Source organism: Polyangium jinanense (assembly GCF_028435365.1).
Genome location: NZ_JAGTJJ010000015.1, coordinates 122,159 through 145,796, shown reverse-complemented (window position 1 = coordinate 145,796; position 23,638 = coordinate 122,159). Strand labels below are relative to the sequence as shown.

General features: G+C 69.2%; 15 protein-coding genes and 1 riboswitch. Of the genes, 8 read left to right on the top strand and 7 right to left on the bottom strand.

The annotated features are described in order from the left end of the window. Positions 1-4: 4 nt before the first annotated feature. Positions 5-3,628: an FG-GAP-like repeat-containing protein gene (locus tag KEG57_RS24660; protein WP_272423315.1), complete on the bottom strand. Its 3,624-nt coding sequence runs from the start codon at positions 3,626-3,628 to the stop codon at positions 5-7. Between the two features lie 107 nt (positions 3,629-3,735). On the opposite strand from KEG57_RS24660, the gene selA reads away from it, so the two are divergent. After that, positions 3,736-5,139, top strand: a complete 1,404-nt coding sequence (selA, locus tag KEG57_RS24655; protein ID WP_272423317.1) for an L-seryl-tRNA(Sec) selenium transferase — start codon at positions 3,736-3,738, stop codon at positions 5,137-5,139. 3 nt (positions 5,140-5,142) lie between these two features. Here selA and KEG57_RS24650 read toward each other — a convergent pair whose 3' ends face one another. The 5 genes from KEG57_RS24650 to KEG57_RS24630 all read right to left on the bottom strand — a co-directional run bounded on the left by KEG57_RS24650 (position 5,143) and on the right by KEG57_RS24630 (position 13,091). Next, entirely contained in the window at positions 5,143-6,546 is a 1,404-nt protein-coding gene (locus KEG57_RS24650) for an MBL fold metallo-hydrolase (RefSeq protein ID WP_272423318.1), read from the bottom strand. Between the two features lie 9 nt (positions 6,547-6,555). Next, positions 6,556-9,189 carry a TonB-dependent receptor domain-containing protein gene (locus KEG57_RS24645; RefSeq protein WP_272423319.1) on the bottom strand — a complete coding sequence of 878 codons (2,634 nt, stop codon included), beginning with the start codon at positions 9,187-9,189 and terminating at the stop codon, positions 6,556-6,558. A gap of 77 nt (positions 9,190-9,266) precedes the next feature. Next, positions 9,267-10,883, bottom strand: coding sequence for a serine/threonine protein kinase (locus KEG57_RS24640; RefSeq protein ID WP_272423320.1), 1,617 nt, complete (start codon positions 10,881-10,883; stop codon positions 9,267-9,269). A 222-nt stretch (positions 10,884-11,105) separates the two neighbouring features. Continuing rightward, positions 11,106-11,726 (bottom strand): hypothetical protein, encoded by a 621-nt coding sequence (locus tag KEG57_RS24635; RefSeq protein WP_272423321.1) that lies wholly within the window; start codon positions 11,724-11,726, stop codon positions 11,106-11,108. 153 nt (positions 11,727-11,879) lie between these two features. Continuing rightward, a complete protein-coding gene (locus tag KEG57_RS24630; protein WP_272423322.1) occupies positions 11,880-13,091 on the bottom strand; it encodes a hypothetical protein in 1,212 nt (403 codons plus the stop codon). 168 nt (positions 13,092-13,259) lie between these two features. Continuing rightward, a riboswitch (cobalamin riboswitch) is annotated at positions 13,260-13,415 on the bottom strand. Positions 13,416-13,789: 374 nt separating this feature from the next. Here KEG57_RS24630 and KEG57_RS24625 point away from each other — a divergent pair. Genes KEG57_RS24625 through KEG57_RS56105 form a run of 3 tightly spaced genes read left to right on the top strand, consistent with a single transcriptional unit; the run spans position 13,790 to position 17,993 of the window. Next, positions 13,790-15,538: an FHA domain-containing serine/threonine-protein kinase gene (locus KEG57_RS24625; RefSeq protein ID WP_272458833.1), complete on the top strand. Its 1,749-nt coding sequence runs from the start codon at positions 13,790-13,792 to the stop codon at positions 15,536-15,538. Positions 15,539-15,573: 35 nt separating this feature from the next. Next, positions 15,574-16,212 (top strand): hypothetical protein, encoded by a 639-nt coding sequence (locus KEG57_RS24620; protein WP_272423324.1) that lies wholly within the window; start codon positions 15,574-15,576, stop codon positions 16,210-16,212. Next, positions 16,098-17,993, top strand: coding sequence for a BamA/TamA family outer membrane protein (locus KEG57_RS56105; protein ID WP_372518260.1), 1,896 nt, complete (start codon positions 16,098-16,100; stop codon positions 17,991-17,993). The genes KEG57_RS24620 and KEG57_RS56105 overlap by 115 nt, the downstream gene beginning before the upstream one ends. Here the strand turns inward: KEG57_RS56105 and KEG57_RS24615 are convergent. Continuing rightward, a complete protein-coding gene (locus KEG57_RS24615; RefSeq protein WP_272423325.1) occupies positions 17,990-18,823 on the bottom strand; it encodes an FG-GAP repeat domain-containing protein in 834 nt (277 codons plus the stop codon). The genes KEG57_RS56105 and KEG57_RS24615 overlap by 4 nt on opposite strands. 112 nt (positions 18,824-18,935) lie before the next feature. Between KEG57_RS24615 and KEG57_RS24610 the strand changes: the two genes are divergently transcribed. The 4 genes from KEG57_RS24610 to KEG57_RS24595 all read left to right on the top strand — a co-directional run bounded on the left by KEG57_RS24610 (position 18,936) and on the right by KEG57_RS24595 (position 23,631). Then, complete coding sequence (locus KEG57_RS24610) at positions 18,936-20,144, top strand: phosphoglycerate dehydrogenase (protein WP_272458832.1); 1,209 nt, start codon at positions 18,936-18,938, stop codon at positions 20,142-20,144. 264 nt (positions 20,145-20,408) lie between these two features. Further along, the gene (gene rimP, locus KEG57_RS24605) at positions 20,409-20,996 is read left to right on the top strand and encodes a ribosome maturation factor RimP (RefSeq protein ID WP_272423327.1); all 588 of its coding nucleotides are present in this window, start codon (positions 20,409-20,411) and stop codon (positions 20,994-20,996) included. Between the two features lie 24 nt (positions 20,997-21,020). Continuing rightward, complete coding sequence (gene nusA, locus KEG57_RS24600) at positions 21,021-22,673, top strand: transcription termination factor NusA (protein WP_272423328.1); 1,653 nt, start codon at positions 21,021-21,023, stop codon at positions 22,671-22,673. Positions 22,674-22,728: 55 nt separating this feature from the next. Beyond that, a complete protein-coding gene (locus KEG57_RS24595; RefSeq protein ID WP_272423329.1) occupies positions 22,729-23,631 on the top strand; it encodes a YlxR family protein in 903 nt (300 codons plus the stop codon). Positions 23,632-23,638: the final 7 nt, after the last annotated feature.

Genomic DNA, 23,638 nt, shown 5'->3' with positions numbered 1-23,638 from the left:
TAGCTTAGCTACGCGCAGGTCGCCGCCTCGCCAGCACGAGTGCGAGGCCCGCGAAGAAGAGTCCCGCCGCGCGCCCGCCTTCGCGGCCATGGCCGGCAGCCCGACAATCGCAGCCGCCGGAGGCCTCGAGCGGTCGGGGGAGGCGGGCTTCCTCGCAGGCCAGGGCCGTGAGCGGGGCCTTGGCCTTGAGGAGCGTGCCCTGCGCGAGGCGGGTCTCGAGGTTGCCTGTGTTGCGGTTGTCGTGGTGGTAGCTCTCCCAGGCGATGACGCCGTCGGTGCGGCCGCGCGTGTGCCAGACGTGCAAGAAGCCGCTGCGCGTGCCGGCCGCGACCTCGAGCGTGCCGTCGCCGTCGAGGTCGCCGACGGCGGCCGTGGAGGCGATCCACTGGCCCGTGAACTTGGGAAAACCCGCGGGCTCGCGGCCGCAGGCGTCGTAGGCGTGGAGGAAGTAGCCGCCCGAGCCGGTGATGACCTCGGGGTAGTCGTCGCCGTCGAGATCGGCGATCGCGTGGTTGTTGAAGAACGTGAAGTCTTCGAGCAGGAAGGGCGAGCCGGGGAGCATCGCGCCGGTCTTGCCGCTCCAGACCGCGAGCAGGTGTTCGCCCGCGCCCGTGCCACCGCCCTGGAGCGCCTGCGTGAGCGAGAGCGAGCCGCCCGAGGCGACGACGTCGGGCACGCCGTCCTGATCGAGGTCGCCGACGGAGGGGCTCGAAAAGAGCGGGAGCATCGTGTTCGGCTGAGAGGCGCGCGTGAGCGGGCCGAAGATGCTGGAGGGCTCGAGGCCGCGGATCGTTTTGTCCGGATCGCTCGGGTCGGGACGAGCGGGAAGCGCGTTCGCGGGCGGCGCGCCGAGCGAGGTTTGTCCGCCGGGCTCGGTGGGCACGACGAACGGTAAGCTCACGTTGCCGTGCGCGACGGCGGCGAGCTTGCCCTCGAAGCGCGCGATCGCCGGGGAGTTCGGGATGCCCTCGGCGACGAGCGGGAAGAGCTCGAAGGAGCTGAGCGAGACGGGCCAGCCGGCGAGGATCGGGCCCTCGGGGGCCTTCGTGCCGCGGCCGTCGACGACCGTGATCCCGCCGAACTGACCACTCGTGCCGAGTCGCTCGTTCGAGCCGAGGACGAGGTCCATCACGCCGTCGCCGTTGAAGTCCGCGACCGCGGGCGTCGTGAGGATGCGGCTGCGCTTCGTGGGGTTGTTCTCGGGGTCGATGCGGATCTCGACGGGGAAGCCGGGCAGGGGTGCGGCATCGGCGTCGAAGACGTGGACCTTGCCGTCGAACGCGGCCTGCACGATGTCGAGCCGGCCGTCGCGATCGAGATCGACGAGCACGGGCGAGGCGAAGGCGCCGCGCGTGATGCGCTGGTCCTCGTCCATGCAAGGGCCCGTGGGCGGAGGAAGGTCGACGCCACGCGGGCACGAGGGGATATGCGGCAAGCGGCGCGGAAAACCTTGGCGAACGGAGCCGTCGGCTTCGAGGACGTAGATCGTGCCGGCGAACGTGGTGGCGACGATCTCGATCCTGCCATCGTCGTCGAGGTCGGCGATGGCGGGCGCGTTCATGAACCCCTCACGCGCGAGGTTCGGATCGACCTTGCCCGACGCGTAACCGGGCGCGGTGATGTGGCTCGGCGTCTCGCTGGCGGGCGGAGCGGTGAGGCCGTCGATGGGGGTCGTCTGGAAGGGGAAGCCGGGGAAGGGGACGGGGCCGGCCTTCGTGAGCGTGAGGACGTGGATCGCGCCGCCGCCCGTCGGGACCACGAGCTCGCGTACGCCGTCGCCGTCGAGATCGGCCATCTTGGGGCTCGCTTCGAGGCTGTCGCCGAGCCAGACGGGAAAACCCCGCGCGAGGTCGGGATCGCTGTGCACGTAGTAGGTGCGGCGCATCTCGCCTTGCACGTCGCCGACGGCGCCACCGTAGTGCGCGGTCGCGCGGACACGCACGGTGATCGTGTGATCGTTTTCCCCGAAGGGGCTGTCGACGTCGCGCGGATGGCTCACCGTGACGTTACGCACGTCGAGGAGCGCGAGGGGCTCGGCACTGCCGGCGATGAAGGTGGGATCGAGGTTCTCGCGATGATCGAGGACGTGCTTCTGGAAGTCTTCTTCGAGCGGCTGCACGCCGCTCGCCCACTCGACGACGTAGTCGTAGGCGTTTGCCCGCGGCGCGGAGATGGTGCCGCGGATCTGGATCGGGCCAGAGGCACGATCCTTGTAGAGGACCTCGAACCAGCGCGGCGAGACGATGTCGACCGAGGGCGGGATGCGGCCGTCGCGGATCGCCTCGAGCGCGCGGCTCGCGTTGACGCGGCCGTAGCCGAAGCGTTGATCGAAGCCGGCCTGCGAGAAGCGGTAGATCGAGCCGGGCTCGCGCGACTCGGGGACGTCGATGTCGTCGGTCGTGAAGAAGAAGATCGACTGCGCCTCGCCCGGCGAGAGCTGCGGCACGGTGTTGTACTGGAGCGCCGCCGAATAAAGCAGGCCCGCGATGCCGCTGAGCTGGCCCGTGGCCTCGCTGGAGCACGAGGTGCCCGAGGCCGAGAGCAGGTTCTGGCCGCCGTAGTTCGAGCAGGGGTGGAAGTCGACGAAGCTGCGTGAGGTGCGGGCGCTCGCGCCGTCGTACTGGATCGCGTGCACCGGCAGCGTGTGGTTGTTCGCGGCCGGCATGTTGTGGTGACGCGAGTTCTCGTCGGCCATCGAGGTGATGACGAGGACCTTGTTCTCGTACGCGTAGTCGAGCGCGGCCTGCGCGAAGCGCGTCATGTTCAGGGTGCCGAGCGCGCACTGCACGACCTTCGCGCCACTGTCGGTCGCGTACACGACGGCCTCGCCGAAGGCCTGCACGTCGCCGATGAAGCTGTCGCCGACGCGCAGCGGGAGGAACATGCACCGCGGGCAGGCGCCCGCGAGGCCGATGCCGTTGTGGGCCTGGGACGACGAGTCTTCGGCCTCGCCCGTGCCGTGCCCGTACCGCGTGTCGTCGTACGGGTCGTTGTCGTTCTTCATGAAGTCCCAGCCCGAGATGTCGTCGATGTACCCGTTGCCGTCGTCATCGATGCCATCGGAGAAAGCGAGGATCAGATCGCCGGCGTCGAGCACGCCGTTCGCGTTGCGATCGGACGCGGGCAGCGGCATCGAGGTCGCGTAGTCCGAGACCGAGAAGACGCCGTCGCCGTTGCAGTCGAAGCCGGCGAGATCCCCGTCGCCGCCGCAGGGGCTGCCGCCCGTCTGGAAAGGCTTGTGCGTGAGGAGCTCGCGGCGGTTCAGGTAAGCCTTGTCGAGGAGATCGGGCTTCTCCCAGAAGATGCCGCTGTCGGTCACGGCGATGACGACGCGCGGATCGCCGATCGAGACGCGCCACGCGCGGTCGATGCTCATACCCGAGGCGACCTCGTCGGCGCGGCGGACGACGCCCGGCGCGGCGGGCGGCAGGAACGAGTAGTAGTTCCACTGGCCGTCGTGATCGTCCGTGAAGGCGTAGCCCGGATCGTTCGGCCAGTTCGCGGGATCGGCCATGTCCGCGTCGGGCGACGGGGGCCAACTGGCGGACGCGGGGTGGGGCGACAGGGCGCTCGCGAGGGCCAGGGCGGCGAGCAAGCCGCCGCGCCACGAGGGGCGGTACGTTCGCATCGTCTCCTCATCGGCCCCGCGCGGCGCGGTTTCTGGCGAGGCCGCGTAAGTGTGTGTGCGCAAAAAGTACGGGAGAAGGAGCGGAGAGCAGGTAGATGTAGCAGCCGATGGGCGAGGAGGAAACGCGAGGGACAGGGAGCGTGGATCTGCGGGGCATCCCACGGGTGGACCGTGTCCTCGCGAATCCGTCCCTCGCAGAGGCCAAGCGCAAGCTCGGCACCGCCACGTTGACGCGTCTCGTGCGGCGATTTCTCGACGAAGCACGTGAAGCCGTGCGCGGCGGCGCGCCGTGTCCCTCCGTGGAGGACGTGGCGCTCTGCGTTGCGGCGCACGCCGAACGAACGCTCCGGACGCGCGCGCGGCGGGTGATCAACGCGACGGGCGTCGTGTTGCACACGAACCTCGGACGCGCCCCGCTCGGCGGGCGCGTGGCCGAGGCGCTCGCGAACTCGGCCGCGGGGTACACGTCGATCGAGATCGATCTCGCGACGGGCCGGCGCGGGCGTCGCGGCGCGTTCGCCGAGGACGCGCTCTCTGAGCTCTCGGGCGCGGAGGCGGCGCTCGTCGTGAACAACAACGCCGCGGCCGTGCTCTTGATGCTGGGCGCGCTCGCGGCGGGTCGGCCCGTCGTGGTGTCGCGCGGCGAGCTCGTGGAGATCGGCGGAGGGTTCCGTGTGCCCGAGGTGATGGCGCGATCGGGCGCGCGGCTCGTCGAGGTGGGGACGACGAACAAAACGCGCATCGCGGACTATGCGCGCGCGCTGGATGCGGCGCCCGACGCGGCGGCGATCCTGCGCGTGCATCAAGGAAATTTCCGGCAGGTGGGCTTCGTCGAGCGGCCGGAGCATCGGGCGCTCGCAGCGCTCGCGCGCGAGCGGAAGGTGCTCTTGCTGGAGGATCTCGGCGGCGGCGCGATCGTGGATCTCGAGCCGATCGGGCTTTCGGGTGAGCCAAGCGTACGGAGCTCGGTCGAGGCGGGATCCGACGTGGTTTGTTTCAGCACCGACAAAGTGCTCGGCGGGCCGCAGGGGGGGGCGATCGTAGGGCGCGCCGATCTCGTCGCGGCATGCCGGAAAGATCCGCTGGCGCGCGCATTGCGCCTCGGCCGGCTGCCGCTGGTCGCGCTCGAAGCGACGCTCGCCGCGTACCTCGAAGATGACCTCGACGCGATCCCGACCCTGGCCGCGTTGCGCGCGCCGCTCTCCGCCGTGCGCGCGCGGGCCGAGCGGATTCAGGTCGAGCTCGCGCAAAAGGGCGTGACGTCGTCCGTCGTGGAGCTCGGGGGCGCCGTGGGGGGAGGCGCGTGCGCCGAGGAGCCGCTGCCTTCGTTTGGCGTGGCGCTCGAAGCGACGGGCGGCGCGCTCGCAGCGATCGCGGAGCGCCTGCGCGCGGGAGATCCGCCGGTCCTGCCGCGCGTGCAGGAAGGCCGGATCCTCTTCGACGTGCGCACCTTGCTCGACGGCGAGGACGCGCCACTCACCGCGGCGATCGTGCACGCCGTGAAAGGTTGACCCTCAAACGATCTCGAGCCTGTCGTTCGGCGCCGGGATCACGATCGAGCCGTGTCCCCGGTCGCGCATCTTGTCGGCGAGCACGCGTTGCGGCTGCGGCTCGCCGTGCACGAGCGCGATCGTCCCGGCCGGCCCCCGCGCGCGGCACGCGTCCGCGTAGGCCACGAGATCCCGCTGATCGGCGTGCGCGCTGAAGCCGTTCAGGACCACGACGTCCGCGCGCCGCTCGCGCTCGACGCCGAAGATCCGGACGCGCGCGCGTCTCTCCACGAGCCTCCGGCCGAGCGTGTGTTGCGCCTGGTAGCCCACGATCAGCACGGTGTTCCGCGGATCCTCCACGCCGTTCTTCAGGTGATGGAGGATCCGGCCGGCCTCGCACATGCCGCTCGCCGAGATGACGATCGCGCTGCCTTCGCCGCCAAGTTCCTTGCTGCGCTCCTTGTCCTCGATGTACTCGAGGTCCTCGAAGTCGAAGGGCGTGTCCGTGCCGCGGAGGAGCTCCCGCGCTTCGGCGTCGTAACACTCGGGGTGGAGCTTGAAGACGTCCGTGATGCGGACCGTGAGCGGCGAGTCGACGTAGACCGGCACGCGCGGGATCTGCCCGGCCTTGCGCAGCTTCTTCAGCGCGAAGATCACCTCCTGCGCGCGCTCGAGCGCGAACGAGGGGATGAAAACCTGGCCGCCCCGCGCGACCGTTCGCGTGACCACGCGTGCGAGATCGTCCTCCATCTTGTCGACGCCGTCGTGCAGCCGATCGCCGTACGTGCTCTCGGTGACGAGGACGTCGGTGCCCTCGGGGACCTCGGGATCCCGCAGGATGGGCCGCCCGGCGCGGCCGAGATCCCCAGTGAACACGAGACGCCGCTTCTTCCCGCGCTCTTCGAGGTCGAGCACCGTGATCGCGCTGCCGAGCACGTGCCCGGCGTCGAAGAAGGTCAGGCGCACGCCGTCCGCGATCGATATCGAGCGGTGGTAGGGGACGGAGACGAACCGCGAGATCGCGTCGAGCACGTCCTCCTCGCCGTAGATGGGTTCGACGAGCTCGTCCTCGCGGCCCTCCCGCACGGATTGCTTGTTCAGGTAGCGCGCATCGGCCTGCTGGATCGCCGCCGCGTCGCGGAGCATGAGCGCCGCGAGATCCCGCGTCGCCGGCGTCGCATACACGAGCCCGTCGAAGCCGTTTTTCGCGAGCATCGGCAGCGCGCCCGAATGATCGATGTGCGCGTGGGAGAGCACCACCGCCGAGATCTCGCGCGCGGGCACGCGCAGGCGGCGGTTGTACTCGAACGACTCGCGCCGCCGCCCCTGGAACAAGCCGCAATCGAGCAGCACGGTGGCGTGCTCCGTGCGGACGACGTGCATCGAGCCGGTGACGGTCTGCGCCGCGCCGACGAACTGGATGTCCACGCGAAACCTCTACAGCGTGTGCTGGAAGAAGCCCATGATGCGGCGACCGACGCGGTTGCCGAAGGGATGCATCTGCGGCGCTTCGTCGGCGAGGCCCGCGAGCGCGTTGTACACGACGAGCGAGACCTCGCCGGTCGTGCTCGCGATCGGGAAGCGCCACCCGATGCGCCCGTTCAGGAGGGCATAACCGGGGACGTCGAAGGTCTGCACCTGGATGCCGGAGAGCGTGGCGACCTGCTCGGCCCAGCTCTGCGCCGACTGGTAGTGGAAGGTGATCTCGCCGTCGATGCCGGGCTTCGTGCGGAGCTGGACGCCGGCGTTGATCTTGTGCCGGCTCGTGCGCTGGTCCGTCGGCGCCGAGCAGCCGTCCGGTAGCTCCTGCGAGGACATGTTCAGCGCGTAGTTCGCGAAGATGTCGAGGCCCTCGATCGGGTAGACGCGTGTGCCGATCTCGCCGCCGAACACGTTCTGGATGTCGCAGCGGTTCAGCCACCCGCCGAAGCCCACCGTGTAGCGGCCCGTCTCCGGGTTGAGCCCGCCGAGCCCATCGGCGCGGTTCGCCAGCGTGAGCGGCCGTTCGCCGGCGAGCGCGATCAGATCCGTGATGCGGTTGTAATAGGCGGTTGCTTCGAACTCGAAGCGATCGCTCATCTGGTTCAGGTAGCTCGCCTCGGCCGTGATGATGCTCTCGGGCCGGAGCCGGAAGGCCTTGTCCTCGTAGCGCTGTGACGCCGAGATCAGCTCGACGCCCGGGAGCTGAAGCTGGATCGGCAGGTCGAGGTACGACTCGAGGAAGGTCGTGTTGCGGAACGCGGTCGAGGCGCTCACGCGGATCGACTGGAGGTCGGTCGGCTTGAAGATGAGCGAGCCGCGCGGCGAGACCTTCACGGTCTCGAGATAGGGCACGTAGTCGGCGCGGCCCGAGACGACGAGCTGCACGCGCTTGCCGAAGCGCAGCGTGTCCTGGAGGAAGAGCGAGCCCCAGTTCTCGATCGGCGTGTCGTCCTGCAGGTACGTCCAGGTGATCGACTTCAAGCGGTACGCGGCGCCGGCGCGGAGGCTGTGCTCGACCGACTTCGGCCACGTGACGTCCTTGAAGAAGTTGAGCTCGGCGTCGACGACGTTCTGGTTCGCCTGGCTCGGGAAGAGCGTGTGGCCGTAGTAGTCGTGGTTCGACGAGGTCTGCGCAGCGACCCGAGCGTAAAAGACGCGCGCGGAAAAGTTTTCGGTCTTGAAGAGCGCAGTGATGTCGGAGTTGTCGAAGCGGGCGCGGTAGTCGTTGAACGGGCCGATGCCGTAGACGTCGATGTCGCTGCGCGCGAAGCCACCGCCGATCTGGAGCTCGCGGTTGTTCTTGAAACGCTGCGCCAGGCGGATGTCGACACGCAGGTTCTCCGCGCCGAGGTTCTGGTTCGGATCGAAGACAACGATGTCCTTTCGGCCGTCCTGCACCTCGCGGGTCCACCGCGAATAACGCGTGTACCCGACCGACGCGCGATACCCGAGGTCGCCGTCGCGCCCGGTGGCCCACGCCGAACCGTAGCCCTGGCCGCTGTCGCCGTAGCCCACGCGGAAGCCCGTGCGTCCCTCGCCCGGCGCGATCGTGATGATGTTGACGACACCGGCGAACGCGTTCGCGCCGTAAAGCGCGGAGCCCGGGCCACGCACGACCTCGATGCGCTCGATCTGATCGACGTCGATCGAGAGCGTCTCCCAGAACGTCGCGCCGAGGATGTCGAGGTATGCGGGCCGCTGGCCGTTGATGAGCACGAGCAGCTTGTTCGCGAGGCGGCTGTTGAAGCCGCGTATCGAGGCGTTTGTATCGCCGCCCGTGATTTGCATGACGTCCATGCCGGGCACGCGACGCAAAAGCTCGGGGATACGCGTGATGCCCGAGAGGCGGATGTCCTGCCGCGTGATGATCGTGGTCGAGTTCGGCGAGTCGAGCGGGCTCTGGGCGCCACGCGAGGCCGTGATGACCGTCTCGCGGTAGACGTCTTCGTCGCGCGCCTTGCCGACGAGCTTGTTGACGTCGTCCTGCGCCGCCGCGTCGCCAGGCTTCGTATCGCCGGGTTTGGTGTCGCCGGGTTTGGTGTCGCCGGGCGTGGTGTCGCCGGGCTTCGCGTCGCTCGGCTTGGTGTCGCCAGGCTTCGTATCGCCGGGCTTGGTGTCGCCGGGCTTGGTATCGCCCTCGTTCGTCTTCGGCGGCTCGGTGGGCTTCGTTTGCTCGGCGCGCTGCAGCGCGAGCTTCTCTTCGAGCTGCTTCAGGACCTGCGCAGCCTCGGCGCGGTCGGACGGATCGGACGCGACGTACTGCTTGTACGCGTTGATGGCCTGTTCGAGGTTGCCGGCCTCGGCGTGCGCGCGGGCGATGTTGAAGAGGACGTTCGGGTGCGGAAGGATCTCCTGCGCGCGCTCGAGCTCCTTGATGCCCTCGGGATAGTTGCCCTTGCTGATGAGCTCCATGCCGGCGCGGAAGTGCCGCCTCGCCTCGGTGCGCGCGTCGGCCATCGCGGGGCCCGCGGAGAGGGCGGTGGCGAAGGCGAGGGCGAGCGCGACGAGCACGCGCGTCGGGCGCGAGCGTCGTGGCTCCGTGGAGGAAGAGGGCGCGTCACGGTGGGCGGATGAGGGCTCGGACGACATGGCGGTTTCTCGGGGGCAAACCGCACTCTACACGAGCCGGCACCACGCCTCACCGCCATTTCAGCGAAGCGCGCGCGTCAGTAGGGATCACTTTTGTAGGGATCCGGCTTGTAGTTCGGATCCTTGTTCCCGCCGGTCTTCGTCGTCGTGACGGGCGCGGTGCGCACGGCGCCCGCGGTGGCGTCGAGCGTGACCTTCACCTTCTCCTCGACGACCGTGACCTTGATGGTCTTCGACTGGTAGCCCTTCTTCGACAGCGTGAGACTGTGCACGACGTCGGCCGCAGCGCCGGCGCCGCGGAACGTCACGTCGCAGGGCGTGCCGCCGCAGAGCGTCTCGCTGCCCTCCATGACGCTCGCGCCGGAAGGATCACTCTCGATGTGCACGACGCGATCGCCCGGACGCGCGGGCGCCTGCGGCGTGGTCTGCGTGGGCGTGGGCGGCGGCGTCGTCGCGGGCGAGGCGCTGCTCGCCGTCGTGTCGCCGGAGCCGCGCGTCTGCGTGAGCGTGATGATGATGCCCACGAAGCCGAGCACGAGGACGCCCGTGATCAACATGAACCGACGCTTGCCGCTCTGGCCGGAGAGCGCGTCGGGGTCGGGCAGGGACATCGGCTGCGAGGCCGTGAGCGGATCGCTGAGCGTGTTCGGGCCGCTGAACCCGAGCGCCGCGGGACGCGCGCCGGAGAGCGAGAGCGACGTCGAAGGGCCGCTGTCGCCGGGCGGACTTGAAAGCCTGCGCAGCGGGCCCGAGAGGCCGGTCGTGTCGCCGGGCGGGAAGCTGTCGAGGCTTCGCGGCCGGTGGAACGCGCCGGACTGCCCGTAGGCCTGGTACGGCCCCGTCATCATCTCCTCGACGCCGCCGCCGCAACGCTTCAGCGCGCTGAGCAGCTCGTCCATGGTCCCGAAGCGACGCTGCGGATCCTTCTCGAGACAGCGGAGGACAATCGCCTCCATCTCCTCGGAGATCGCGAGGTTCGGGTTGTAGTGGATCATCGGCGGCGGCAGGTCGTTCACGTGCGCCATGAGCGTGCCGACGCCGGGGCCCTTGTCGAAGGGCACCTTGCCGCAGAGCATCTCGTAGAGCATCACGCCGAGCGAGTAGATGTCGGTGCGTCCCGAGACCTCCGCGCCCACGATCTGCTCGGGCGCCATGTACTTCGGCGAACCCATGAACAGGCCTTGCTGCGTGAGGTCCTCCGCCTCGCCGGTCACGTCCTTGACGAGGCCGAAGTCGAGGACCTTGACGTTGTCCCGTTCGTCGCCGTGTTGCGTCAGGAGCACGTTGCCCGGCTTGAGATCGCGGTGCACGACGCCGATCTGGTGCGCCTCGCGCAGCGAGCGACAGATCTGCCGGGCGATGTGGCAGGTGCGGCCCTCGGGGAACGGGCCTTCCTCGCGCAGCACGCGGTGGAGCGTCTTGCCGTCGACGAACTCCATCGCGATGTAATAGATGTCGTCGCTCTGCCCGTAATCGAACACGGTGACGGTGTTCGGGTGCGTGAGCTTCGCGGCGATCGACGCTTCGAGGAAGAAGCGCTTGTGGAACTCCGGATCGCGGTCGCCCTCGTACTTCGGGGAGAGGACCTTGAGGGCGCAGATGCGTCCGAGCGGCGCTTGCTCGGCCCGGTACACCTTGCCCATGCCACCGCGGGCGATGACGCCGACGATCTTGAAGCGACCGTCGATGGTCATCCCGATGAGGGGATCCGGCGCGGCCCCCCTCGGGTCATCGACGCCCTCCGCCTGCTGGTCTTGTCGGGACGCGCCCATATGTGGAACCTGGGCCATCGGGTTTTGGATCCTCGGCGAGCGGCGGCCCCCTAAGGCACGCTCCGGTTGCGCGAAAAGTCTGCCGGTCGCGCGCTCTTGTGTCAATTGTGCTGACCACTCGCCCCGGTGAGGGGGCCCAGGTGATCAGCCGAGGGAGGTTCGTCCAGGGGGCGTCGGCGTCGACGGAACGACCTGCCCCGATGCAGGACCCGGGCCCGGCGGCGGCGTCGAAGGGTTGATGGGCGCGCGCGGCGCGGAAGCCGGCGCGTCGGCCGCGGTGAGATCCGGGAGCGGGATCGCCATCCCGACGCCGCTCGGCATGGCCGCGGCCTTGGGGATCATCGGGACCTGCGCGGAAGGCGGAGTCACGGCGAGCATCGCAGGCGTGCTCACCTTGCCCGGGGACAGCGGGCGCGTGTCGGAGCCCTCCACGAGCACACCGTCGACCTCCATCATGAGCGTCGCCGAGGTGACCACGATGTGCCGGCCGAGCCGCTTGACGAGCAGGACCGCGCGCGCGCCGGGCGACCAGCGCGGCAAGACACGCGCCTTGTCGGACTCCTCGTCGACGAGCCACCCGACGAGCTCCGAGCCCACGAGTTGCGACGACGTCGCGGCCACGAGCTTGCCGGCCTTCAGGCGATACCGGCTGTTCTTCGTCTCGAAGACCCGATCGCCGGACACGTCGGGGCGCAGCCTTCCCTCGAGGAAGGCGTCGATGCTCACGCGGACGACGCGATCGGTGTCGGGCTCGAGGAAGTTCATGGCGCCTCCCATGGGGGAACCCCGTCATGCCTCGATTATCACGCCCTGTCGCGGAGATACATCCCCCCGACGTGCAGATGCCGAGAGACCACGCCGGCCGCGTTCGGTCGCATGGTCTCCCGGGCTACCACCTGGAACGGGATCCGCAGGGGATCAGGGGACGCGGGCCACGACCGCGAGGACCGTGGTGTCGCTTCCGCGTTGACCGACCACCCAGATCCGATCCTCGTCGTCCGTGAAGAAGGGGAGCGACGTGCCGGCCGTGGCCGCCGAGAGGAACACGCCGGGCGTGCCCTCGGCCACGACGGCCCCGTTTTCCACGCGGTAGCGCTGCGCGACGACGTCGAGCGAGTCGAACGTCGTTCCATCGACGGGCTGGAACGCGAGCACGCCGGCGTCGTCGGCCCCGGGGCTGATCGCGGCGAGGCTGCCCGCATAACCCGGCAGCTTGAAGAGCGACGCGCCAGCGGTCGGCCCCGTGCCCCGCGCGACCTTCTCTGCCGCGTAGCCGCGCGCTTCTTGATCACCGCTCGCCTCCGACATCACCACGAACACGTTGCCCGCGTGATCCGCGGCGAGCGGTCCGGACGCGACGCCGAATGTATCGACTGCGATCGGCGCGCCGCACGTCGCGTCGCCATCGGGCACGAGCCTCGGCATCGACGCTACGGTGCCGCAGGCGTCCGCCGCGTAGAGCGCGTTCGTCTTCGTCGCGGCGTCGTTCACGGGCGAGATCCCCGTGTAGATCAGCCGCCCGAGCGTCCCGTCGCCCACGCCGACGCCCGCGTAGAACCCGTTCACCGGGTAACGCGTCGCGACGGTCGTGTCGTCGAGCAGGATGATCTCGCCCGTGAGATCGGAGGCCGTGTACGAGACGACCGTCCAGCCGAAGAAGGGCAGGTCGATCGCTTGAGCCCCAAGGAACGTCATCGCCGGGATCTTCGTGTCGACGTCGGCCTTCGTGATCGTGAGCTTGCCCGTGGCGCCCTCGGGCGGCGTGAGGCGCTCGATCGTCACGGAGCCGGGCGCGGGCGCGGCGCTCACCGCGACCGGGCCGCCGTGCCTGCCCCACGTCGAGGGCGAGCCAATGACCACGTCGGATTCGTACAGCCCGACGACGCAGAACCCCGTGTCCTTCACGGTGAAAAGATCCGCGTACGTCGCAGGGTCGAGGCACGCGCTGCTGCCGCCACCGCCCGCGCCGCCGCTGCCGCCGCTGCCGCCGCTGCCACCGCTTCCACCGGTGCCGCCGTTGCCGCCGCTCCCGTTCGAGTCGTCGCTGCACGCGACCATCATCAAGCTCGCGCCGATCGCGAGGGCGAGCGCGAGCCGCGCGCTCTTCCAGCGTTTTGATTCGTCGTTCATGTTCGTCTCCGCATGGGCGACACACCCGCGCCCTCGGGTCTCGTGGGCGGGATCGAGCGATCCCGCCGAAGAGCGGCGCCGGTGTGGGCATGGACGGAGAGACGCGGACGCGAGGGCCCCCGCGCCGCATGCTTCACCCCGGAGGCCGCGGTCGGGCCTCGACGCAGCAGGTTTCCTGGCTCCCGGATCGTCCTCGGGCGGACCTTCCCGCGCGTTCGCGCCTCCCCGGCTCGCACCAGGGAAGAGCTCTCCGCGCAGTGGATCTTCCGCCTTCGTCCCCGGCTACAGTGGCGGGGGCCGCGCCGGCGTTGGACCGGCTTCCCTGTTGTCCGGCGCGTGCGCCCGGCGAGCCTCGACTCGCCGCACGAACGCGCCCACTGCTCGAGATCGACGGGCCCCAGAATTTCCATCCCGGGGCCAGCACGGGGCGGCGTAGGCGATGAACGAGCGTGCAGTCAAGAAGAGGTTCATCGACCGGAGCGCTCGCTCACTCGCGGGCCTTTCGGGCGTGGGGAGGCGACCACGGGGGGGCCACAAACGGCGGCGGGAGGGGGGATGTAGGGGAGGGGCCACGGGCCGCCCGGGCCGCGCGGTGGGCCCGGACCGACCCCGAAACCCCGGAAAACGCTTGTCCGCGCGGGAAGGTACTCGTTCTTGAAAAGGACTCGTTGCGCTCTTGCCCGAGATGGACGACGCTTGTGGGAAACCAGCACCGTCCCGACCCACTGGGCAACGAGGCGGCTGACCCTCTTCTCGTCGTGACCAACAGAACTCCTCCCCCCCCGATCACTCCCGGAACGGTCATCAACGACCGATACGAAATCCGACAAAGCCTCGGCAAGGGTGGCATGGGCGAGGTCTTCCTCGCATTCGACCGATCGACGCAGCAAGAGGTCGCGCTGAAGGTCGTGCGCGAGGAATCGCGCATGCCTGGCGACGACGAGGCGCTGCGGCAAGAGCTTTTGCTCGCGCGATCGGTCGCCCATCCCAACGTTTGCAAGGTCTTCGATCTCGCCCCGAGCCTCTGGGGACCCATCCTCGTGATGGAGAAGATCGCCGGACAAACCCTCCACACGCACATCCGGAAGAAGAAAGCGCAAGGCGGCTACACCGCCGACGAGTTCCGGAAGATCGCGTCGGAGGTGTGCAGCGGCCTCGCGGCGATCCACGCGCAGGGGCTCGTGCACGGCGATCTCAAGCCGGGCAACGTGATGGTGAGCGAAGGCCGCACCGTCATCCTCGACTTCGGCTTCGCGCAGGAGCGCGCCCGCGCCTCGGCGCGCAGGCCCGGGGCGCCTCCGGACGGCGGCACGCCGAACTACATGTCGCCCGAGCGCCTGCGCAACGGCGGCGCCAGCGTCGACGACGACGTCTACGCCATGGTGCTCACGCTCTGGGAGATGTGGACCTGTCGCGTCCCCGAGCCGGGCTACAAGCCGCGCGCGCGGCCGATGCGCCAGCAGATCATGTTCGACGTGCCCGCGGGTCTCGCGACCGACGAGGTCAAGCAGATCTTCCGCGGCATGAACGAAGACCCGACGATGCGCCCCCAGGCGCGTCACCTTCGGTTCTTCAACCCGACGCAGCTCACGACGAGCCCGATCCAGCTCCCGCGCGAGCGCCTCGAGCCAGGGCCGCCGCCGGGCCGCGCCCAGACCGCCGCGTTCACGCCCGGCGCGCAGTCGCTGCTCATCACGTACGCGACGAACGCGCCGGAGATCGTCGGGCAGATCCTGCCCCTCGACAAACCGATCATGACCCTCGGGCGTCGCGCTGATCAGGATCTCGTGATCCCCGAGGCGACGGTGAGCGGCCAGCACGCGTTGCTCCGCTGCCAGTCGGGCTCGTGGACGATCGAGGACCTCGGCAGCACGAACGGCAGCTACGCGGAGTTCGGCTTCGAGCGCAAGAGCCAGATCACCTTCATGCACAACGGCGAGGTCCAGGTCGGCGAGTGCCGCCTGAAGCTCGTGAGCTTCGGCCCCGAGTCGCCCTCGCACAAGCGCGCGCGCCAGTACCTCGCGAAGCGCGACGGCCTCACGGGTCTGCTCGTGCGCGAGCACCTCATGAAGGCCATCGACGAGGACGGGCTCTTCGCCGAGTGGGCCGAGGTGAACGTGCAGGTCGCGCGTTACGAGCTGCGCGGCCCGAACCGGCAGGTGAGCGAGAGGCCGACGATCCTCGAGATGCTCGCGCTGCGCAAGGCTGCCCAGCGCGTCGTCGACCTGACGGAGATGCTCATGTTGAGCCTCACGCCCGTCGTCGCCGGCCGCACCGGGCCGCTCAAGTTCGTGGTGTCGATGGTCGGCCACTCCCTCGAAGAGGCCCGCCACGTCGTCGAGCAAGTCCTCTCCCAGGTGCAGGGCACGCTGCCGGATTCGCTCGAGCTCACCGCCACCATCGTCAAGGGCGAGCCGGGTCGACCGGCCCGGACCCTCCTCGACTAACCCCGTGTTCTCCCGGTGAAGAGCATCGGCCGACGATGATCAGGCCCCCGCTGTCGTCGAGCCCGCCGTCGCAGCCGTCCCCCTACCGCTACCTCGGTCGCGGCGGGGGCGAGCGACCCGTGCGCATGCAGATCATTTTCGCGCTCGTCGCGGGGATGATCCTCGTCGCCGTGCCCCTGTACCTCTGGCGCGGGCCGCGGCCCGACTCGATCCCCTCGGCGGATGCCGCCGTTGCGGACGCAGGCACGCCGGTCGACGCGAGCGCCCCGGTGTTCGTCGTCGACGCGGGCCCGCCGCCAGTCACCCTTTCCCCGTTCACCACGATTCGTTGCGAGAACCCGGGGCCCGGGAAGACCCCACCGGAGCGGTGCGATCACGTTACCTTCTTCGAGGACGGCCTCGCCCGCGCCATCCGCGAGAACACAGCGTGCGCGCCCACCGGAAAGTCGCAGACCACCGTGAGCTTCGTGCTGGAGATGGACTTCCGCACGAAGAAGACGAACCTCTTCGTCGGCAAGTCGTCGAGCATCAAGCGCGACAAAGCGAAGGAGCTGCTTCGCTGCGTCAAGCGCGCCATGCCGAAGCCCGACTGGCCCACGATCCCGCACCAGTACGTCCGCTACAAGGTGAACGTCGTCGCGACGTACCCGCCCGCGGACAAGCTCGGGCTCTAGCCCTCGCGGCGCTCCTCGTTTCGTCGCTCTCCTCGCCCCTCGCGGGGGCGGCCGAGGAGAGCGACGAAGCGCTGCCGCCGCCTTCGTATTCGCCGTACGAGCGCGAGACGATCAAGGCGGTCGTCGCGGCGCAGGGCAAGACGCTCGACGAGTCGCCCGAAGGCAAGACCATCGAGGCCGTCGACATCGTCACGCTCGACGTCATCGAGCAGCGCGATCCGGTCCCGAACTTCGTCAACATCTTCCACGCCACGACGCGCAAGTACGTCGTGCGCCGCGAGGTCCTCCTCGAACCGGGCCAGCCGTACAGGCAGGAGCTCGCCGACGAGACGGGGCGCAACCTCCGCAACATCCCGCAGTTCTCGCTCGTGCTCGTGTTCGCGGTGCGCGGCAGCAAGCCCGACCGCGTGCGGCTCGTCGTCGTCACGAAGGACGTCTGGAGCCTGCGCGTCGGCATGGGCTTTCGTATCGCCCGGGGTGGCTTCGAGTACCTGCTCGTCCAGCCGAGCGAAGAGAACCTCTTCGGCACGCACCACTCCGCGCTCGTGCAGGCGTACATCCAGCCCGAGACGTACGCCCTCGGCGCGCGCTACTCGATCCCGCGTGTCGGCGGCAGCCGCATTCTTCTCAAGGCCGAGGGCAACGTCGTGTGGAACCGCGAGAGCGGCAAACCCGAGGGCTCCTTCGGCGCGTTTCAGTACGGCCAGCCTCTCTACTCCACCCACGCCGAGTGGTCGTACATCGCGCAGATCAAGTGGCGCTACGAGATCGATCGCCGTTACGTCGGCGGCCGCCTCGCCACCTTCGACGCGAAGTCCACCGAGCAGGACGACGCGATCCCGTTCCGCTACCGCGCCGACGTGCTCGCGGGCTCGTACACACTCACGCGATCCTTCGGTCGTCGCACGAAGCACGACATCAGCGTGGGCGTCGAGGCGACCCGCCGCGTCTACCGGCAGGACGATCTCGCTCGGTATGCGCCCGACGCCGCGCGCGAGTTCGTCGACTTCGCCGTGCCGCGCAGCGACACGCGCATCGGCCCCTTCGCTCAGATCCGCGCCTACTCCACGCGCTTCATGCGCGTGCTCGACTTCAACACGCTCGGCTTGCAGGAGGACATCCGGCTCGGCCACGACCTCCTCCTGCGCGTCTATCCCGTCTTTGCCGGGATCGGATCGAGCCGCGATTTCTTCGGCGCCACGGCATCGGCGAGCTACACGGCGCCGATGGGGGACGGCATCGCGCGTATCTTCGCCGAGGGCATCGTCGAGGCGCAGCCCGACCGCATCGCCGACGCCTCGCTCGAAGCCGGCGCGCGCATCCAGACTCCGCGCACGGGCATCGGCCGGCTCGTCCTCGACGCGCGTATCCTTCGTCGCTTCCGCAACTACATGAACCGGCGCTCCGTGCTCGGCGGCGACACGCGGCTGCGTGGCTACACGACGCTCGCGTACATCGGCTCGGACGTGCTCACGTACAACCTCGAGTACCGCGCGCGCCCCTTCCAGCTCTTCTCGTTCCAGCTCGGCCCCGTCGCGTTCTTCGATGCCGGCGACGCGTTCGACGGGTTTGACGAGATGCGCATCAAGCACTCGGTCGGCGTGGGCGTGCGCGCCGTCTTCCCGCAGCTCGATCGCTCCGTCATGCGTGTCGACTGGGGGTTTCCCCTGACGCGCGCGTTCGCCCCCGAGGGCCCGTGGCCGGGTCAGTTCGTCGTCACGTTCCAGCAGGCGTTCCAGATGCCGCAGATCCCGCTGCGCACGACCGACTTCGACTTCTAGCGCTGCGCGGAAAGGGCCGATCGGATCCGCGCGACGTGCGCGTCGAACGACGCCCGAAGGGATGCCGGGACCGGCTCCTTCTCGAGCGCCTCCATGATGGCCCCGCGCGCGCGACCTGCGTGGATCGCGTGCCACGCTTGCTCCAGCGCGCGGCGGACGCGCGTCACGTCATCGACCGGCGCGTCCTTCTCCTTCGGCGTCCGCAGCGGCGCGTCGGCGCGTCGCGTGTGAAAGGCGATCGCGGCCTCCGAGCGCGCGCGATATCGCCCGGCCTCGAACGTCGCGACCTCGACGAACGCGGGCCGGATCGGATCGTCTTGCGGCATGGACACGCGTCCCACGAGATCGAGGTGTCCGTCCTCGTCGACGTCGGCGACCTCCGTCGGCGCGAGCGTCATCTCGACGTCGTATTGCGCCGATCCTGTCGGGAAGATCCGGTGCACCTCGAGCGTGCCGCCGCTGCCTCGCAGCACCACGTCGAGCGTTCCATCCCCGTTGAGATCCGTGAGCGCGCGAAACGCGCCGTCCTCGTAGCCGCCGCTCGCGCCGGGGACGAGTGCGGCAACGAGCTCCGTCGCGTGATCGGCTGCATCGCGCGGGCCCACGGCGAGCACCACGCCGTGCACCGTGGCAGCGCGCACGGCGAAGATCTTTCTTCCGAGGATGTCCACGCTTTCGTAGCCCCGGACGACCACGTCGCCGCCCCCGCGCGGCAGCTTGGCGCGGATCTCCGACGTTTTCTGCAGGCCGAGGGCCCTCGTCTCCTCGTCGATCGCGGAGAGTTTGACCTCGATGTCGGGCGGCGCAGCGAACGCCGTGAGGGGGGGCATTTCTCCGCCTCCCCAGGGTGAGACCCGGTGGTCCGAGGTGCACCCAGCGAAACCGATCGACGCCACGAGGACGAACAACCGCGCTGCCTTTTCTGCTACCGTTCGCCCTCGCATGCGCCTCTTGATCGCCGACAAGATGGACACCCAAGCGCTCGAGGAGCTCCGCATCCTGGGTGTCGAGATCATTTCCCGCCCGGAGCTTACCAAGGAGACGTTACCCGCGGCCCTCGAGGGCATCGGGATCCTCGTCGTTCGTTCGACCGAGGTGACGGCGCGCGCCATCGAGGCGGGTCGCCAGCTCAACCTCATCGTACGCGCGGGCGCCGGTGTGAACACGATCGACGTCGCCGCAGCGAGCGCGCGTGGCGTGTACGTCGCAAACTGTCCCGGCAAGAACGCGATCGCCGTCGCCGAGCTGACGATGGGCCTCGTGGTTGCGCTCGATCGACGCATCGTCGACGCCACGACGGATCTGCGCGCGGGCAAATGGGAGAAGACCCGCTACGCGCAAGCGGAAGGGCTCTACGGTCGACGCATCGGCGTCGCGGGGCTCGGCGCGGTCGGTCGCGAGGTCCTGCATCGCGCGCGTGGCTTTGGCCTCGAGCCGCATGCCTGGTCGCGCTCGCTCTCGCAGAACAAGGCGCAGCGACTCGATGTCGGGTTCGCCCGCAGCCTCGAAGAGCTCGCGGCGCGCTCGCACGTGCTCACGATTCACCTGCCGCTCGACAGCCGGACGCGCGGCATCGTTGGTCGCAACGTGCTCGAGGCGCTGCCGGACGGGGCCATCGTGGTGAACACCGCGCGCAGCGAGGTGATGGACTACGAGGCGCTCGAAGACGCGATCGCGAAGAAGGGATTGCGCGTTGGCCTCGACGTGTTCCCGAACGAGCCCGATCGCGGCACGGGCACGATCGAGCCTCGCATCTTCGGCCGGGGCCTCGTGTACGGGACGCCGCACATCGGCGCGTCGACCGAGCAGGCGCAGCGGGCGATCGCCATGGAGACCGCGCGCATCATTCGCGCCTTCATGACCGAGGAGACCGTGCCGAACGTGGTGAACATCTGCGCCACCTCGCCCGCTCGTTACGTGGTCGTGATTCGCATGCTCGACAAAGTGGGCGTCTTGGCGAACACGCTGAGCGTGCTCAAGCGTCACGGCATCAACATCGAGGAGATCTCGAACACCGTCTTCGACGGCGCGCTCGCGACGTGTACGAAGATGCGCGTCTCTGGACGGCCGAGTGATGCCTGCATGAAAGAAATCGCCGCGTTCGACGAGGTCCTGCACGTGGACGTGGTATCGTTGCCGAACCTCGCCTAGCGAGGTCACGCCTGCCCGACCGGAAGGCCGCTTTCCAGCGGATTTTCCTGGGCTTTTTGCTCCTGCGCGGTGGGCGTCCATGCCCCCTTGCGTATCCGCCCAGGTTCGTTTAGAGTCACCCCGACAAAACTAGGCGGATCCGCGGAGCCGGATTCCCAAGTTTGGGAATCGGCTCTTTTTTTTTCGCGTGGGCCTTCGCACGGCGATCGCCCGGGGCGAAGACGGTCCTCCGCCGCGCGGGGCCTCGCGCCCGTCCTCTCAGGCATGCAGCAAGCGTCGAACGAGCAAACCAGCAACAAGACCATCGATTTCGAACGCATCCGTGCGGCCGTTGGCCCCGTGCTTTCGAGCCACGGCGTGGTGCTCGTGGATGTCGAGTGGTTCACCGACCAGGGGACGTGGACCTTGCGCCTGACGATCGAGCGCGAGGGCCTGCAGGACTCGTCGGATCCGGCCGGCGGCGTATCACTCGACGACTGCGCCGACGTTTCGCGGGACGCCTCGACGGCGCTCGACGCGGAGGACGACGTGATCCCGCATCACTACAGCCTCGAGGTGTCCTCCCCAGGGCTCGAGCGGCGCTTGAAGAGCCTTTCGGATTTCCGGCGATTCCGCAGCAAATTGGTGCGTGTGAAGCTCGCCCGGCCGGCGCCCGACGGCCAGAGCCTCCTGCGCGGCGAGCTCGCGGAGGCGCCGGACGACAAGATCGCCGTCATCGTCGACGGCAAGCGGATCGAAGCGCCTTTCGCGGATGTCGTGGAGGCGCGTCTCGTGTTCGAGCTCGTGACGCAGCCGAAGAAGCAGAAGAAGAGCACGCGTGCGGGCAAGTCGAAGCAAAGCGGTAACCGGTAGTTGAGATCAGGAGAGCGAGCAGCCATGGCAACGATGGGAGCGACGCCCACCGTGGATACGAGCCTCGGGGCGATCCTCGAGCAGGTCGCGAAGGAGAAGGGCATCGACCGGAAGATCCTCGTCGAGACGATCGAGGCGGCGATCTTGAAGGCGGCCCAGAGCGTCTTCGGACCGACCCGTGAGCTCGAGGCGCGGTTCAACGAGGACAACGGCCAGGTCGATCTCTTCCAGTACATGACCGTCGTCGAGGACGTGGCCGAGCCCGAACGCGAGATTTCGCTCGCCGACGTGGAGAAGCACAAGCTCGACGCGACGCTCGGCGAGGAGCTCGGTTTTCAGGTCTTCTGGCGTCCCGAGGACGCGGAGAAGGCGCGCGAGCAGGACAAGGAGTTCGGGGACATCCTGAAGCTCAAGGCCGGGCGCACGACGTTCGGTCGCATCGCCGCGCAGACGGCGAAGCAGGTGCTCTTGCAGCGCGTCCGCGACGCTGAGCGCGACCTCATCTTCAACGAGTACAAGGACCGGAAGGGCGAGCTCATCCGGGGCATCGTTCGCCGCTTCGAGAAGGGCAACAACATCATCGTCGACATCGGCAAGACCGAAGGGATCTTGCCGTTCCGCGAGCAGACGCCGCGCGAGACGTACCGGCCGGGTGATCGCATCGTCGCCTACGTGAAGGACATCGATCGCGAGGCGCGCGGGCCGCAGGTGATCTTGTCTCGGTCCGATCCGCGCCTCGTGGAAAAACTCTTCGAGGCCGAAGTGCCCGAGATCTACGAGGGCATCGTGCGCATCGTCTCGGTCGCCCGCGAGCCGGGCGCGCGATCGAAGATCGCGGTGACCTCGCGCGACGCGGACGTCGATCCGGTGGGCGCGTGTGTCGGCATGAAGGGCTCGCGCGTACAGGCGGTCGTGCAGGAGCTGCGTGGCGAAAAGATCGACATCGTGCCGTTCGATCGGGATCCGGCGCGGTACGTCATCGCCGCGATCCAGCCGGCCGAGGTGCACAAGGTCATCGTCGACGAGGCGGACGGGCGCATGGAGCTCGTCGTGCCGGACGAGAAGCTCTCGCTCGCGATCGGCAGGAAGGGCCAGAACGTCCGGCTCGCCGCGCAGCTCACGAACTGGAAGCTCGACATCATCAGCGAGTCCAAGTTCAAGCAGATGGAGGAGGAGGCGATCCACGCGCTCCAGCAGATCGACGGCGTGTCCGAGTCGATCGCGAAGTCGATGTACCGGCTCGGCTTCCGAGCGCTCGAGGAGGTCAGCGAGGCGGCCGCGGAGGAGCTCGCGGCGATCCCCGGGCTCGGCGGCGCCGAGGTGGCCGAGCGGATCAAGGCGCAGGCCGACACGACGATGGAGCGGCTGCGTCAGGAGCGTATCCGGGCTGCGAGCCAGCGGACGGAGCCGCTTACGGATCGCGAGCGTTTGATGTTCATCCGCGGCGTCGGCGATCGGACCGTGGGCCTCCTCGAAGAGGCGGGCTACAAGACGGTGGAGGACATTCTCCGCGAGGACGAGGACCGGCTGGCGATCCGGACCGGCCTCGGCATCAAGAAGGCCCGGGCCATCCGGCAGGGGGCGCGGGACTTCGTGGAGAGCGAGCAGAAGGTGCTCGAGGCAGGCCGCGCAGACGCAAGGCGCGCCGCAGTGGCGGCTTCGACAAAGCAGGCGTAAGAGGGGCGCGGCCGTCCCTTCGTGGACGAGCCGCACCCAGAGAACGAAACGGACGATGGTGGAAGCACGGACAGACGCAGAGCGAGCGACGCCGCAGGCGGACCGAGAAGGTTCGTCGCGGGTGCGCACGTGTGTCGGCTGTGGAGAGCGGGTCGAAATCCCGCGCTCCGGGTCGGCTCCGTCCGTGCTCGTCCGTCTCGTGCTTGGTCCGGGCGGCGAGGTCGCGGTGGACGCGGCGGGCGGTGGCTTCGGCCGCGGCGCGCACGTGCACCCGAGGCCGTCCTGCGTGGAGAAGGCCGCGCAGCGGGGCCTCTCGCGCGCGGCGAAGGGCAAGGTGAGCCTGCTCTGGGACGAGGGGCCCGAGCAGCAGGGCGAGGAGACGGCGGCGTCGGAGGCGACGTCGTCGGGCAAGCTCGTCCCGCTCGACGCGAGCTCGCTCTCGCGGGCGATCGTGCGCGCGCTGGATCGGCGGGTGCAGGGGCTCGTGGTTGCGGCGGCCCGGGCGCGGAAGGTCGCGCTCGGGGCCGACGCGGTGACGGGCGCCGAGGAACGGGGGGAAGCGGATCTCCTCGTGGTCGCGACGGACGCGGCGGCGGGCTCGGAGCTCTCGGCCGTGCGCCGGGCGGTCTCCGAGGGGCGCGCGGTCGCCTGGGGGACGAAGAAGGTCTTGGCTACGTTGTGCTCTGCCGCTGCTTCGTCGAAGCGCGCGGAAGGGCTCGCCGTCATGGCGATCAAGGATGATCGGATCGCGGCGGCGCTCCGGGAGGCCGTGCAAGCGGCCTCCGCGCTCGTCGCGGCGCCGCTCGAGGGTGCGGCGGCGGGCCGCAAGCGCCATGATGCGAGGCGCCCCGGTGGTACCGGGCAGCAGTCCTCGGGAAGGTCCACGCCGAAGAATGCGGGCGGCGGGATCGATGAAGATGGGGCGCGGTCCGGTCAGGATCGTCGTGCGGACGGGTGAGTCGGGT